The following is a 13,119-nucleotide window of genomic DNA, read 5'->3' as shown; positions in this document are numbered from 1 at the left end:
CTCTGCACGAATCGTCGCGCCGCGTGCATCTGCGGACTCGGGCGGTCTGCGTCGTTGCAAATGCTCGCAATAGCTACGGCTATTGCTGCGCTTTGCGCCTAGCAGCCCATCCCGATCCGCAGCGCACGCTTGCCGCTCGATTCGTGCAGAGGCTCCCTGGTTTTTGCCGTTGGCCTGTCCCTTTCACGCGCCCCGCGTGTGAAGCCTGAGGAAACCCCGATTTCAACCATCCTCAGGAGACCCCTTCCATGGCCCGCCGCCATCACCACGTCCTTTCCCATGCGGCCCGCGCCGCCCTGCTGTCCCTGGCCTGCGCCGCAGCCGCCGCGCAGGCACAGCCCGCCCCTGCCGCGCCCGCGCCCGAAGCGCAGCAGGAATACCGCATCGCCCCCGGCCCGCTCCAGGATGCGCTGGCGCGCTTCGCCACCGAGGCGGGCATCAGCCTGAACATGCCCCAGCCCCTGGTGCAGGGCCGCAGCAGCCCCGGCCTGCAGGGGCGCTTCGGCGTGCGCGAAGGGCTGGCCCGGCTGCTGGCGGGCACGGGGCTGGAGGCCGAGGCGCGCACCCCCGGCGTGTACGTGCTGCGCGCCGTCCCCGAGGCGCGCTCCGCCGCGCCCGCCACGCTGGGCGAGGTGCGGGTGACGGCCGATGCCGTGCGCGGCGGCGTGACCGAGGGCTCCGGCAGCTACGCCGCGCGCAGCGCCAGCACGGCCACGGGGCTGGACCTGTCGGCGCGCGAAACGCCGCAGTCGGTCAGCGTCATCACGCAGGAGCGCATCGAGGACCAGGCGCTGGCCTCGCTGGCCGAGACGATCCGCAGCGCGCCGGGCGTCTCGTACCGGATGTACGACCGCGTGCGCGGCGCGGGCGGCTCGGCGCGCGGCTTCGGCATCAGCAATTACCAGATCGACGGCCTGCCCACGGTCGTGGACATCGACCTGGGCATCGACAGCGCCAGCACGGCGATGTACGACCGCGTCGAGATCGTGCGCGGCGCCACCGGCCTGCGCTCCGGCGCGGGCGACCCGGCGGCGACGGTCAACTTCGTGCGAAAGCACGCGGACAGCAAGGTGTTCACCGGCAGCCTGGCGCTGGAAGCGGGCTCGTGGAACCGCCGCGGCGGCACGGCCGACCTGAGCACGCCGCTGAACGCCGACGGCTCGGTGCGCGCCCGCCTGGTGGTCAGCTACCGCGACCAGGACGGCTTCGTGGACCTGGAGCGCAGCCGCACCACGGCCTTCTACGGCGTCGTCGATGCCGACCTGGGCGACCGCACGCGCCTGAGCATCGGCGCCAGCGACCAGCACGACGACCGCAGGAGCCCCCTGTGGTTCGGCCTGCCCGCCTGGTATGCCGACGGCACGCGCACCGACTGGCCCCGCTCCAAGACCACGCAGGCGAACTGGTCGTACTGGAACAACCGCCAGCAGAGCGTGTTCGCCGCGCTGGACCATCGTCTGGGCGGCGGGTGGTCGGTCCAGGCCAGCGCCCAGCACCAGCGCGCCTACGAGGTCGCCAGCGTGCTGGGGCTGGAGGGCGCGCCGGACCGCGCCACGGGCCTGGGCATGACCACCTTTCCCTTCTGGTGGGACGGCGTGCTGCCGCAGACCCAGCTCAACGTGCAGGCCAGCGGCCCGTTCGAGCTGTTCGGGCGCCGGCATGAACTGACGGTCGGCGCCCTGCACTGGCGCAGCAGCATGCGCTGGGACTTTGCCAACGACACGGCGGAGGAACCCGCCGCGCCCGGCGACTTCAACCAATGGAACGGCAGCTACCCGGTGCCGGTCTTCGGCGCGCGCTACACCGGCGTGGCCTTCAGCGAAATCCAGTCGGGCATCTATGGCGCCGCACGGCTGAACCTGAGCGAGCCGTTCAAGCTGATCGTCGGCGGCCGCCTGAGCCGCTACCAGCGCCGCACGGAAACCACCGCCTGGAGCACCGCCGAGCAATACGGCGAATCCGCCGTTTTCACGCCCTATGTCGGCGCGCTCTACGACATCAATGCCTGGCTGACCGCCTATGCGGGCTACACCAGCATCTTCAAGCCGCAGAACCTGCGCACCGCCACGGGCGGCTACCTCGCCCCGCTGCAAGGCCACAGCTACGAGGCGGGCCTGAAGTCCGAGTTCTTCGACGGCGCGCTCAATGCCGCGCTGGCGGTGTTCCGCATCGAACAGGACAACTATGGCGTGCTCGACGGCGACGCCATGGTGCCCGGCACCGCCGATCCGGCCTACCGTGCCGTGAGGGGCGTCAAGTCCCAGGGCTACGAGCTGGAAGTCACGGGCAGCATCCGCCCGCGCTGGGACGTGAGCCTGGGCTGGACGGCGTTCTCCGCCAAGGACCACGAGGGCCAGCCCGTGCAGAACCAGAACCCCACGCGCATGCTCAAGCTGTACACCAAGTACCAGTTCGACGGCGCCCTGAGCGGCCTGAGCGTCGGCGGCGGCGTGGACTGGCAGAACGACATGCCCGACTGGCGCGCCAACCCGGTGACCGGCGCGCGGGAGAACGTCGGCCAGTCCGCCTTCGCGACCGTGGGGCTGATGGCGCGCTACCAGATCAGCAAGCCGCTGTCGGTGCAGGTCAACGTGTACAACCTGCTGGACAAGAAATACTACGACGGCACCGGCTCCGGCACCTACCTGTACGGCGAGCCGCGCAGGGTGGCGGTCCAGCTGAAGTACCGGTTCTGAGAGGGCTACAAGCGCGCGATCGCCGCGCGCACTTCGTCCACGCCGATGATCTCGGTCAGCACCACGGGGGGCTTGCCCGCGCTGTAGAGCACATAGACGGGCACGCCGCTGCGTCCCAGCCGGGCCAGGGCGGCGGTGATGGCCGGGTCGCGGCGCGTCCAGTCGGCGCGCAGCAGGGCGACGTTGCGGGCAGCGAAGTCAGCCAGCACGTCGGCGTTGGACAGGGTGGTCTTCTTGTTGTACTGGCAGGTCACGCACCACGCGGCGGTGAAGTCCACGAACACCGGGCGACCCTGGGCCAGCAGCTGCGGGGGCAGGTCTTCGCTCCAGGGCTGCCATGCTCCTGAAACAGTAGCTGGTTGCGCCTGTCGTTCCTTGGTTTCAATGATGTTTGGCATCAAAACAAAGGCTAGATAGGCGGCAGCAGCTATCGAAAGCGGAGCAATCACCGCGCGCGCCCGCCCGGGCAGCGCCAGCGCCCAGGCACACATCGCCAGCAGCACCAGCAGCGCCAGCAGCGCGCCCGCGCCGTCGATGCCGCTTTGCTGGCCCAGCACCCACACCAGCCAGGCCACGGTGGCGAACATGGGGAAGGCCATGAACTTGCGCAAGGTGTCCATCCACGCGCCGGGCCGGGGCAGGGCCCGCGCCACGGCGGGGACGAAGCTCGCGGCCAGGTAGGGCAGGGCCAGGCCCAGGCCCAGCGCCGCGAACACGGCCAGCGCCTGCGCGGCGGGCAGCGTGGCCGTGAGGCCCAGCGACGCGCCCATGAACGGCGCCGTGCAGGGCGATGCCACGGCCACGGCCAGCACGCCGGTCAGAAAGGAATCGGCCACGGGGTGGCGCGCCTGCAGGCTGGCGACGGACGAGGGCAGCACGTGTACGAACTCGAACACGCCCGCGAGGTTGAGGCCGATCAGCGTGAACAGCGCCGCCAGCCCCGCCACCACGGCGGGCGATTGCAACTGGAAGCCCCAGCCCACGGCCTCGCCCGCCGCGCGCAGGCCGAGCATGAGCGCGCCCAGCAGCAAGAACGACAGCACCACGCCCGCCGTGTAGGCCATGCCGCTCAGGCGATGGGCACGGCGGTCTTGTGCGTGGCGGGTGAAGCCGACGACCTTGATGGCGAGCACGGGGAAGACGCAGGGCATGAGGTTGAGCACCAACCCGCCCAGCAATGCGCCCAGCAGCGCGGCGGCGAGGCCGAGCGGCGAGGCCGCCTGCGGCGCGGCAGCCCGGGCGGCATTGGCTTGCAGCGCCGCTTGCAGCGCGGGGGACACGCTGGCCGCCGTTGCGCCCTGCGGCCAGTCGCCCAGCACCTTCAACTCGGCCCGGTAGCCCACCCGGTCCGGCCCGGCCAGCACCACGGGCAGCACGCCGGGGCTGGCGCTGCGCTGGGCCGACAGGGGCACGCGGCCCGTCCACGTGCCGCCGTCCCACGCCTGCGTCCACTGTGCGGCGTTCTCGATGACCTCGGCGGTTTCGGGGAACAGCTCCAGCGTCTGGCCGCGCAGCGCCTCGGGCAGGCCGCGCACGCTGACGTGCAGCGTGTTGCCGTCCGCGATGCGGGCCTGGCTGCCCTCACCTGTTTCTGACGCCGCCACGGGTCGGGGCTGGGCCGCCCAGGCGGCGTCGAAGGCCGCGCCGTGGAGCGCCGTGGTGCTGCGGATGGGCAGCGGCAGCGTGAAGTCGCCTTCTTCGGGGATGCACTCCTCGCGGCACACCAGCCACGCGGCGCGCAGGCGGATGGCGGCCTCCTGCGCCAGCGGGCCGGGCGCGAAGGTGCTGGCCACCGCGACCGGCACGGGCAGCAGCACCGTGCCCTCGTAACCGTAGTTCGCCAGCGTGCCGATGGGGATCTTGCGCGGCAGGGGCCAGGCGATCTCGCCCGCGTCCAGCCCGGGCGGGAGCTGCCACGCCAGCTCGGTGGGCAGGCCGGAGTCGCCGGAGTTCTTCCAGTAGGTGTGCCACCCGGGCTGGTGCGTGATCTGCAGGCCCAGCCACAGCGGCTGGCCGGGCGCCACGCCCTGGGGCGCGTGGGCGACGAGCTCGGCGCGCACGTAGGGGGTGGTGATGACGCTGGTGTCTGCCGCTGCGGATTTTGAGGGAAATTGGGCTCTAGCGCTTGTCAGCAAAGCGCTGGCAGCTATCAAAAACAGAGTGATCAGGAGGCGGGGCAGCGGGCGGTGGGGCATGGTCGCAGTGTGGGAGCGGGGCGGCTGGCATTGGTTCCAGGGGCTGCCTTTGCCCCCTTGGCGACTCAGGCGGGCGAATGCGAGCGCAGCCAGTCGCGCAGCGCGTCGTTCATGCGTGCCTGCCAGCCAGGCCCGCTGGCGCGAAAGGCGTCCAGCACGTCGGGGCTGTAGCGAATCGTCACCGCCTGCTTGGCGTCTGCCTTGGTGCTGCCTGCGGGCCGCCCGCGCCGCACCTGGGCGGCAAAGGCGGCCATGCCTTCGGCGGCGCTGACCTCGCGCTCGCCAATGTGCCAGGTGGCGGTGCTCCAATCAGCCTCGCTCAGGTCGGGCGCGTCGTCCGGGTCAACCCAGGGTTTGGAAGCGTGTTTGTTCGCGTTCATTGGCTTTCCTCATGCTGATGATGCGGCGGGCCGCGCCGCGCGGCGTCCAGGTCACAACCACCATGCGCCCTTGCAGCATGCCAACTGTGTTGAAGCGCGCTTCACCATAGTCGTGGCGCTGGTCGGGGAACGTGATGCTGGCCTCCGTGAACACCGCCCCGGCATCGGCGAAGTCCAGGCCGCGCTCTTGCAAGGTGATGGCGCGCTTGGCTTCGTCGAATTCGATCCGCATGAATTTATTGTAGTTCCAGATAAATTGCGCAAGGCGGCTATTGCGTTCCCAAGCTCAATTCTGCGCGCGGCGTCCACTTTTCGGCCTGCGCGCCCGCCTTGGGCGCGGCGACGAACAGGCGCTCGGCGGGCAGCTTCTGCTCCAGCAGGTAGGCGCGCACGGCCTGGCCGCGCTCCTGCGCCAGCTCGGCGGCCTGGGCCTCGGTGGCGGCCAGGTGGGCCAGCAGCAGGGCTTCCATCTCGGGCACGGAAATGTCCTTGGCCATGCCGACCAGGTTGCGCGGCTTGGTGATGTCGGCGCGGCGGTAGGCGGCCTTGAGCAGGGCGGGGTATTCGTCGGCGGACACGGCGGCGGCATCCGGGCTGGCGCGGCGCTTTTCGGCCAGCACCAGTTGCGCCAGGCGCTCGCGCTGCATGCCTTCGCGCTCGGCGGGCAGGCTGGCCATGCCGGTCACGGTGATCTTGAGCGCGGGGCGGTCGTTCAACGCCTTCACCACTTTGGCGAGGTTCTGCCGCGCCTCGGGCGTGAGCGCCGCGCTGCCGGGCGCGAAGGCCACGTGGCTCATCTCGCCGTCGCCGCCGCCCAGCGCACCGGCGAGCAGGCTGAACGGCGCGGTGATGGCCTTGGTGATGATGTTGCCGATGATCCTGAAGATGACGGGCGCCAGCCGGAACTGCGGGTCGTTGAGCGAGCCGCTGATGGGCAAGTCCAGGTCGATCACGCCGTTGCGGTCGGCCAGCAGCGCCACGGCCAGCTTGACGGGCAGGCTGTTGGGCGCGCCCTGCACGGGCTCGCCGAAGGTCAGCTGGTTGAGCACCAGCCGGTTGCTGGCGGTGAGCTGGCCATTGGGCAGCACCTTGTAGTTCACGTCCATGCTGAGCTTGCCGCGCTCGATGCCGTGGCCCGCGTACTTGACGGTGTAGGGCGACAGCGGCGGCAGCTCCAGGTCGCGCACCTTGCCGGTGATGTCCAGCGCCAGCGGCTTGGCCAGGGGGTTGAGCTTGCCCGTCACCTCCAGCGAGGCCGTGCCCTCGGCCTTGCCGCGCAGTTCCAGGTCGGCCAGCTGGGGCTCGCCGCCGGGGGCTTCGGACGAGAAGGCGCTGAGTTTGCCGGTCAGCTCCGACAGGTCGGCCGAGTAGTTGGGCTTGATGAAGTAGTCGGAGAACGCGACGCGGCCATTGACCAGGCTGACGGGGCCGAAGCGCACCACGGGCGCGAGCGGGTCGGCCTGCGGGGCCACGGCGGGGGCGGATGCGGGGGCGGACGCTGGCGTGTGTGGCGCGCTGGCGGCTGGCTGGGCCGCCGCCGCATTGGCCGCCTGCGCCTCGGCGGGCGTCTTGGCAAGGTCGGCCAGGTTGATGCGGCCCGCCTCGTTGACGGTGATGCGGGCGAAGAAATCGGCCAGCGCCGTCTCGGCCACTTCCACGCGCGGCGCGGCGCCGGGGGCCGTGGCGACTGCGATGCCGCGCAGGTTCAGGCTCTTCCAGGACAGCAGCTCCTCGCCCACCTGGGCCTCGGTCTTGGGGGTGTAGGCGGCGGTGCTGTTGGCTTTCAGGTCTTCCACCGCCGCGTCGCCCGTCAGGCGCAGGGTCGTGCCCTTGTCGTTCTGTGCAAACGCCACCTGCCCGCGAAAGCCCGCGTCGGCGCGCAGCAGTTGCAGCGACAGCGCGCTGGCGATGTAGCCGTCCAGCGCGTGCAGCGGCAGCCGGGTGGCGTTGACGCGGCCTTCCACCGCCAGCGGCTGGGGCGCGAGCGTGCCTTGATAGACCACGTGGCCGGGCTCGCGGCCCTTGCCCGCCTTGGGGTCGGTGACGCGCGCCGACAGCTTGACCGGCTGGGGCTTGGCGCCGTCGCTGGCGACGTTTTGCGCGGCGATGCTCAGGGTGGCGATGTCCAGCGCCACGGGGCGGGGCTGGGCGTTGTCGGCGTAGGCGATGGCGCCGCCGTCCAGGGTGAAGTCGGCCACGCGCAGCTTCCAGGGCGGGGCATGGCTGGCGGGGGCGGTGCTGTCGGCGGTTTTCTTCATCCAGCGCTCGAACATCCAGCGGCCATCGGCGCCGCGCTCCACCGCAGCCTGCGGCTTGGTGAGCGCCAGCTTGGCCAGCGTGGCCGTGCGGCTGTCCAGCGGCACCTGCACGCCGTCCACGGCCAGCTTGTCCAGGCTGGCGAGGGTGGTCTTGCCCTGCTGGACGGCCAGTTGCTCCAGCGCCAGCGGCCCGGCGGTGAGGGTGACGCCCGTGGCGTTTTTCTGCGTGGGGGCTTCCCACTGCACGCCCAGGTCGCCGGTCAACTGGCCGGACACGGCGGGCTCCAGCGCCTGCGCCAGGTAGGGCGCGGCCAGTTGCAGCGCCAGCGCCTGCACGGATGCGCGCACCTGGGCCTTTTGCGCCGTGGCTTCGCCGGTGAAGCGCAGCGTGCCGTCCTGCAGCTTCAGCCCGCCCTCGAAGCCGAAGGGCTTGTCCAGCGGCAGGGCCACGTCGCGCACGTCCAGCGTCACGTCGGTGGCCTGCAGCGCGGCGGCGGGGCGCGTGCCGGCGTCGGCCCAGCGCACGGTGCCGCCGCGCACGGCGGCGTGGGCCACCTGCACGTCCCAGGCGGGGGAGGGCTTGGCGGCGGCATCGGGCGGGGTTTTTGGCGGCGGCGGCGCCAGTTGCGCCAGGTTGATCTGGCCCGCAGCGTCGCGCGTGACCGTCAGCGCCGGTGCGGTCAGCTCCACGCTGCCCAGGTGAATGACCTGCTCCAGCGGGCGCACGTCGGCCAGGGCGACGTGCAGCTTGTCGTAGGCCAGCAGGTCGGCGCCCTGGCGGTCGGCGATCTTCACCTTGTGCGCATCCGCCGTGCCGGTCAGCTTGACGGCCACGCGCGGGGTCTGCTCGAAGGCGATCTTCACGTCCACGCCCAGCGTGGCGCTTTGCAGCTTGACGGGCAGGCTGGCGGGCAGGTAGCCCAGGTAGGGGGCCAGGTCCACGCCGTCCCAGCGGATGTTGGCCTCGGCGCGGCTGGTCTGCGCAAACGGCGTGCCTGCGGCGGACGAATCGAACCGGCTGCCGTTGAGCGCGAAAGCCAGCTGCGGCTCGACCTTGATCTCGCGCTGCGACGACAGCGTGCTGATGAAGGGCACCTTGAGCGTGAGGTCGCGCACCTCGTGCGTGCGGCCCACGGCCTGGTCGGTGAAATCGACCGTGCCGCCCGTCAGCGCCAGGTTGTACAGCGCCAGCCGCGCGGGGCCGGTGTCTGGCTTGGGCTCGGGGGGCGGCGCGGTGACCTTGGCGATGATGTCGTCCACGTCATAGCGGCCATCGCCCAGGTGCGTCACGCGCAGCGCGGGGTTTTCCACCGTCAGCGCATCCACCACGGGCGCGAGGCGCAGCAGCGACTGCAGCTCGCCATCGGCATAGATGCGGCCAATGGTGAGCTGCGGCGGCGCGCCGTCGCCGGCGCCCGCCACGGCCACGTCGGTCAGGGCCAGCTCCAGCGTCCAGGGCTTGAAGTCGATCGCGCCCACGGTGACGGCGCGGCCCAGCTGCTCGCTGGCGGCGCGCTGCAGCGGGCCCTTGAGCAGCGGCGGCAGGGCCAGCCACAGCAGCAGCCAGAGTACGACCAGGGCCGCCAGGGCGCGGGCGGCGATGCGCAGCCAGCGGTGCTGGCGGAGATATTCAGGAATGGAAGGCATGGCGACAGGCGGGAGTGATGCGCCGCCCTATTGTCCGTGCAGCGCGCCGGGCGCCGCTGCCAGATTTGTTAACGTTTATGGCGCAAGGCATGTGGATGAAAGCTCCGACTACCATGGCGGGCATGACATCCTTCTTGCCCTCGCGCTTGTGGTCCGACCTCTCGGCGCGCGACTTCGCGCACATGCAGGCCAGCGGCCAGGCCGCGCAGACTGTTGCCGTGCTGCCCGTGGCCGCCGTGGAGCAGCACGGCCCGCACCTGCCGCTGTCGGTCGATGCGACGCTGCTGCAAGGCGTGATCGACGCCGCATTGCCCCTGCTGCCGCCCGAACTGCCCGCGCTGTTCCTGCCGCCGCAGAACGTGGGCCTGTCCACCGAGCACCTGGCCTACCCTGGCACCCTCACGCTGTCGCCCGCCACGCTGTTGGCGCTGTGGACCGAGCTGGGCGACTGCGTGGCGCGCGCGGGCGTCAGGAAGCTGCTGCTCTTCAACGGCCATGGCGGCAACGTCGGCGCCATGGACATCGTGGCGCGCGAACTGCGCCAGCGCTGCGGGCTGATCGTCTATAGCGCAAGCTGGTTCAGCCTGCCGCTGCCCGACGCGGTGGCGGGCAGCTTCAGCGCCCAGGAGCACCGCTTCGGCATCCACGGCGGCGAGGTCGAAACGTCGATGATGCTGCACCTCGCACCCGCCACCGTGCGCATGGAGCATGCGCGCGACTGGCGCTCCAGCGCGCAGGACCGGGCCGAGCGCCACGCCATCCTGGGCAACGGCAAGAGCGCCAAGCTGGGCTGGGCCATGCAGGACTACCACCCGGATGGCGCCGTGGGCAACGCGGCGGCGGCCACGGCGGACAAGGGCCGCGCCGTGGTGCAGGCGGCGGGCGAGGCGCTGGCGCGGCTGCTGGGCGAGATCCATGCGCTGCCGCTGGACATGCTCAAAAAAATATAAGCCAAATCGGCCTCTAGCGCTTATCCAGCAAGCGCAAGCAGCTATTGATTCAGGAGTAAACGCCCGTTCAAGCGTGCGTGATCCACTGCGCGTACTCCGCCCCGTCCAGGTGCGGCAGCGTGTTGAAGGTCTGCAGCATCAGGCGTTTGGGGCTGATGCTGAACTCCGTCACCGCGCTGTTGCGGATGCGCATGTTCAGCGCGATCGTCACCTCGGGCGGGGTGGACAGCACCAGGCCCACGGCCGCAGAGATGGGCCCGCCGCTGCTCACCAACAGCACGTTCTGCCCGGCGTGGTGCTGGCGCACGTGGTCCAGCGCCGCGCGCACGCCGCCCGAGAACTCGTCCCAGCTCGGCATGCCCTGCGGGCTGATGACCCCGGCCATCCATTGCGCCAGCGCGTCGCACAGGATGCGAAAGTGCTGGCGGTAGCGCTCGGGCGTGTCGGCGGGGCCCAGCGGCTGGGGGTGGATGGCCGCGATCAGCGCATGGCTGTCGTACTCGTTGAGGCCCGGCATTTGCAGCGCCTCGGGCGCGGCGCCCAGGCCCTGGGCGATGCCTTCCAGCGTCTGCACGTGGCGCCGCAGCGTGCCGGTGATGACCGCGTCGAACGCCAGCCCCCGCGCGCGCCAGTACTCGCCCAGGCGCACAGCCTGCTCGCGGCCGCGCGGGCTCAGCTGGTCATAGTCATCCGCGCCAAACGAGGCCTGGCCGTGGCGCACGAGGTAGAGGGTTCCCATGGCGGCCATTGTGGGCAGCGTCCCCGGCGTGGGCTGTCGCCGCAGCGACGGTTACATGGGGTTGCAAGGTCCACCGGACGGGCACATTTCCGACATGGCGCGACACAGGCCGTTCCTAGAATGGCGCTGCCAAATGGCATTACCTGAAAGGAGAGAACCATGCGACAACAACAGACACTCCGCCGCACCACCGCAGCCGCCGTGGCCGCCGCGTTGCTGGCCAGCTCGACGCTGGTCCTGGCGCAACCCAACGACTACCCCGGCCAGCGCAACGACCGCCAGCCGGGCCGCCACGCGACGCAGCAGGCGCCCAGGCACCAGGCGCACGGCCCGCAACACCGCCATGACAGTCCGAACGTGCAGGCCGGGCGCGGCGCGGGGCCGGACCACAACTGGTACCGCGGCGGCCGCGTGCCGCCCCAGTACCGCACGCGCCACTACGTGGTGAACGACTGGCGCGCCCACCACCTGTCGCCCCCGCCGCGCGGCTACTACTGGGTGCAGAACGGCTCGGACTACCTGCTCGTGGCGATCGCCACGGGGGTGATCGCGCAGCTCATCCTGGCCAATTAAGCGCCCAGGACTTCGCTGAACACGGGGGCGTCCACATTGCCCCCGGTCAACGCCAGGCCCACGCACTGGCCGCGCAGGCGGTCCTTCTCCTGCATCGCGGCGGCGAAGGCGGCGGCGCCCGCGCCCTCGGCCACGTTGTGGGTGTCGGTGAACAGGGCGCGCATGGCGGCGGCCACCTCGGCGTCGCTCACCTGCACGATGTGGTCGATGTGCGGCGCGATGATCGCCAGCGCCTGCGCGTCGGCCACGCGGCAGGCCATGCCGTCGGCCAGGCGCGTGGTCACGGGAGACTCCACCACGCGGCCCGCTGCTACCGAGTCGGCATACGTGGGGGCATGGCTGCTGACCACGCCCACGATGCGCACGCCATGCCCCAGCGCCAGCTTGGCTGCGATGGCCGAGCACGCGCCCGAGCCCTGGCCGATGGGCACGTAGGCCACCTGGAGCTGCGGCACGGCGCGCAGAAATTCCCACCAGTACGTGCTTACGCCGCGCAGCAGGTCGAAGTGGAAGCTGGGCACCATGTGCGCGCCGCGCTCGGCGGCGAGTTGAATGGCATGCTCGCGCGCTTCCTGGAAGTCGCTGCCGTACACGATCAGCGTCACGCCCAGGGCGCGCATCGCCGCGTTCTTCTCAAACGAATTGCCGTGCGGCACGACGATGGTGCAGGCCACGCCATGGGCGCGCGCGGCCCAGCCGATGCTCTGGCCGTGGTTGCCGCGCGTGGCGCAGATCACCTCGCGCGGCAGCGCGCCGTGCTGGGCCAACTGGTCGAAGTAGGTCAGGCCGCCCCGGATCTTGAAGGCGCCCACGGGCGTGTGGTTCTCGTGCTTGAGCCAGCACTCGGTGCCCAGCCGCTCGCCGAGCAGGCCCCAGCGGTACTGCGGCGTGGGCGCGAAGTCGCGATAGACGACCTGGGCGGCGGCCTCGATGTCGGACAGGGTGGGGAGCAGGGGGTGGGACACGGTCATGCGGCAGTTTCCGAAGTCAGAGTGACGGGGCCTCGCGGCGTGGCGAGCACGGCCTCGATGCACGGGGCCGTGGCGGGCGCGACGTGTACGCCCTGCACGCCGATGGCCGTGACGGCGGCTTGCAGTGCGTCGGCCTGCGGGTGGCGCAGCGTGAGCGACTGCAGTTGCACGCCGCTGGCGGGCAGGCTGTCGCAGGGGTGGACGGCGCCCCATTCGATCAGCGTGGGCAGGCAGCCGCCCATGAGGCGCTGGCCGTCTTCGCGCACGGTGATCTGCCATTGCAGCAGGCCCTGCGGCGTGGGGCGGCTGGCGGTGACGATGGCGCCCCGGTCCACGCGCTGCCGGGCCAGGGCGGCGTGCCGCGCCTGCAGGTCGGGCACGGACGCCACCCAGTGGATGAGCTGCGGGCCGTGCCGCGCCACCTGCTGCTGCAGGGCGGCATCGTCCATGTCAAACCAGCGTCTGGCGCTTGCTGGTATTGCGCTGGCAGCTCCTGGGTTGATAGCAATTACCTCCAGGTAGGCGCGCGGGTGCGCGGGGCTGGAGATGTTCAGGATGCGGTTGTGCGTGCCCATGAGCGGGTGCTCGCCGCCCGCCGTGGGCACCACGCCCAGCGTGTGCTCGCACCACCGCACACCCGAGGCCAGGTCGGTCGCACATACGACGAGGTGGTCCACGCGCGCGACCGTCACAGCCGTCTCCGACGCCAC

At 71.2% G+C, this 13,119-nt stretch carries 10 protein-coding genes; 3 read left to right on the top strand and 7 right to left on the bottom strand.

Annotated features, from left to right (window positions below; all coding sequences use genetic code 11):
* Positions 1 to 248: 248 nt before the first annotated feature.
* Positions 249 to 2,696 (top strand): TonB-dependent siderophore receptor, encoded by a 2,448-nt coding sequence (locus QM569_RS03325; protein WP_414985805.1) that lies wholly within the window; start codon positions 249 to 251, stop codon positions 2,694 to 2,696.
* A 5-nt stretch (positions 2,697 to 2,701) separates the two neighbouring features.
* On the opposite strand, the gene QM569_RS03320 is transcribed toward QM569_RS03325, so the two are convergent.
* From QM569_RS03320 to QM569_RS03305, 4 genes are all read right to left on the bottom strand, one after another.
* Positions 2,702 to 4,891, bottom strand: a complete 2,190-nt coding sequence (locus tag QM569_RS03320; RefSeq protein ID WP_414985804.1) for a protein-disulfide reductase DsbD family protein — start codon at positions 4,889 to 4,891, stop codon at positions 2,702 to 2,704.
* Between the two features lie 65 nt (positions 4,892 to 4,956).
* Complete coding sequence (locus QM569_RS03315) at positions 4,957 to 5,271, bottom strand: BrnA antitoxin family protein (protein WP_414985803.1); 315 nt, start codon at positions 5,269 to 5,271, stop codon at positions 4,957 to 4,959.
* On the bottom strand, positions 5,234 to 5,503 hold the full coding sequence (locus QM569_RS03310; protein ID WP_414985802.1) for a BrnT family toxin: 270 nt from the start codon (positions 5,501 to 5,503) through the stop codon (positions 5,234 to 5,236). Before QM569_RS03310 ends, QM569_RS03315 begins: the two co-directional genes overlap by 38 nt.
* A gap of 37 nt (positions 5,504 to 5,540) precedes the next feature.
* Positions 5,541 to 9,176 carry a DUF748 domain-containing protein gene (locus QM569_RS03305; protein ID WP_414985801.1) on the bottom strand — a complete coding sequence of 1,212 codons (3,636 nt, stop codon included), beginning with the start codon at positions 9,174 to 9,176 and terminating at the stop codon, positions 5,541 to 5,543.
* Between the two features lie 95 nt (positions 9,177 to 9,271).
* Between QM569_RS03305 and QM569_RS03300 the strand changes: the two genes are divergently transcribed.
* Positions 9,272 to 10,126: a creatininase family protein gene (locus QM569_RS03300; protein ID WP_414985800.1), complete on the top strand. Its 855-nt coding sequence runs from the start codon at positions 9,272 to 9,274 to the stop codon at positions 10,124 to 10,126.
* A 67-nt stretch (positions 10,127 to 10,193) separates the two neighbouring features.
* Here QM569_RS03300 and QM569_RS03295 read toward each other — a convergent pair whose 3' ends face one another.
* The gene (locus tag QM569_RS03295) at positions 10,194 to 10,865 is read right to left on the bottom strand and encodes a histidine phosphatase family protein (protein WP_414985799.1); all 672 of its coding nucleotides are present in this window, start codon (positions 10,863 to 10,865) and stop codon (positions 10,194 to 10,196) included.
* Between the two features lie 159 nt (positions 10,866 to 11,024).
* On the opposite strand from QM569_RS03295, the gene QM569_RS03290 reads away from it, so the two are divergent.
* Positions 11,025 to 11,438, top strand: a complete 414-nt coding sequence (locus tag QM569_RS03290) for an RcnB family protein (protein WP_414985798.1) — start codon at positions 11,025 to 11,027, stop codon at positions 11,436 to 11,438.
* Here QM569_RS03290 and QM569_RS03285 read toward each other — a convergent pair.
* Together QM569_RS03285 and QM569_RS03280 are read right to left on the bottom strand one after the other, a co-directional pair.
* On the bottom strand, positions 11,435 to 12,409 hold the full coding sequence (locus tag QM569_RS03285) for a threonine dehydratase (protein ID WP_414985797.1): 975 nt from the start codon (positions 12,407 to 12,409) through the stop codon (positions 11,435 to 11,437). The genes QM569_RS03290 and QM569_RS03285 overlap by 4 nt on opposite strands.
* Positions 12,406 to 13,101 (bottom strand): VOC family protein, encoded by a 696-nt coding sequence (locus tag QM569_RS03280; RefSeq protein ID WP_414985796.1) that lies wholly within the window; start codon positions 13,099 to 13,101, stop codon positions 12,406 to 12,408. Before QM569_RS03280 ends, QM569_RS03285 begins: the two co-directional genes overlap by 4 nt.
* Positions 13,102 to 13,119 lie beyond the last annotated feature (18 nt).

Origin of the sequence: Acidovorax sp. (genome assembly GCF_047607405.1) — a bacterium.
Taxonomy (GTDB): domain Bacteria; phylum Pseudomonadota; class Gammaproteobacteria; order Burkholderiales; family Burkholderiaceae_C; genus Acidovorax.
The sequence above is the reverse complement of the archived record's forward strand: the minus strand, read 5'-3'. Positions and strand labels throughout refer to the sequence as shown.

What these genes read in the sequence shown, in the direction of transcription:
- QM569_RS03290 (WP_414985798.1), top strand. Translation starts at nt 11,025, where the DNA reads ATGCGACAACAACAGACACTCCGCCGCACCACCGCAGCCGCCGTGGCC.
- QM569_RS03295 (WP_414985799.1), bottom strand. Translation starts at nt 10,865, where the DNA reads ATGGGAACCCTCTACCTCGTGCGCCACGGCCAGGCCTCGTTTGGCGCG.
- QM569_RS03310 (WP_414985802.1), bottom strand. Translation starts at nt 5,503, where the DNA reads ATGCGGATCGAATTCGACGAAGCCAAGCGCGCCATCACCTTGCAAGAG.
- QM569_RS03315 (WP_414985803.1), bottom strand. Translation starts at nt 5,271, where the DNA reads ATGAACGCGAACAAACACGCTTCCAAACCCTGGGTTGACCCGGACGAC.
- QM569_RS03325 (WP_414985805.1), top strand. Translation starts at nt 249, where the DNA reads ATGGCCCGCCGCCATCACCACGTCCTTTCCCATGCGGCCCGCGCCGCC.
- QM569_RS03305 (WP_414985801.1), bottom strand. Translation starts at nt 9,176, where the DNA reads ATGCCTTCCATTCCTGAATATCTCCGCCAGCACCGCTGGCTGCGCATC.
- QM569_RS03285 (WP_414985797.1), bottom strand. Translation starts at nt 12,409, where the DNA reads ATGACCGTGTCCCACCCCCTGCTCCCCACCCTGTCCGACATCGAGGCC.
- QM569_RS03320 (WP_414985804.1), bottom strand. Translation starts at nt 4,891, where the DNA reads ATGCCCCACCGCCCGCTGCCCCGCCTCCTGATCACTCTGTTTTTGATA.
- QM569_RS03300 (WP_414985800.1), top strand. Translation starts at nt 9,272, where the DNA reads ATGAAAGCTCCGACTACCATGGCGGGCATGACATCCTTCTTGCCCTCG.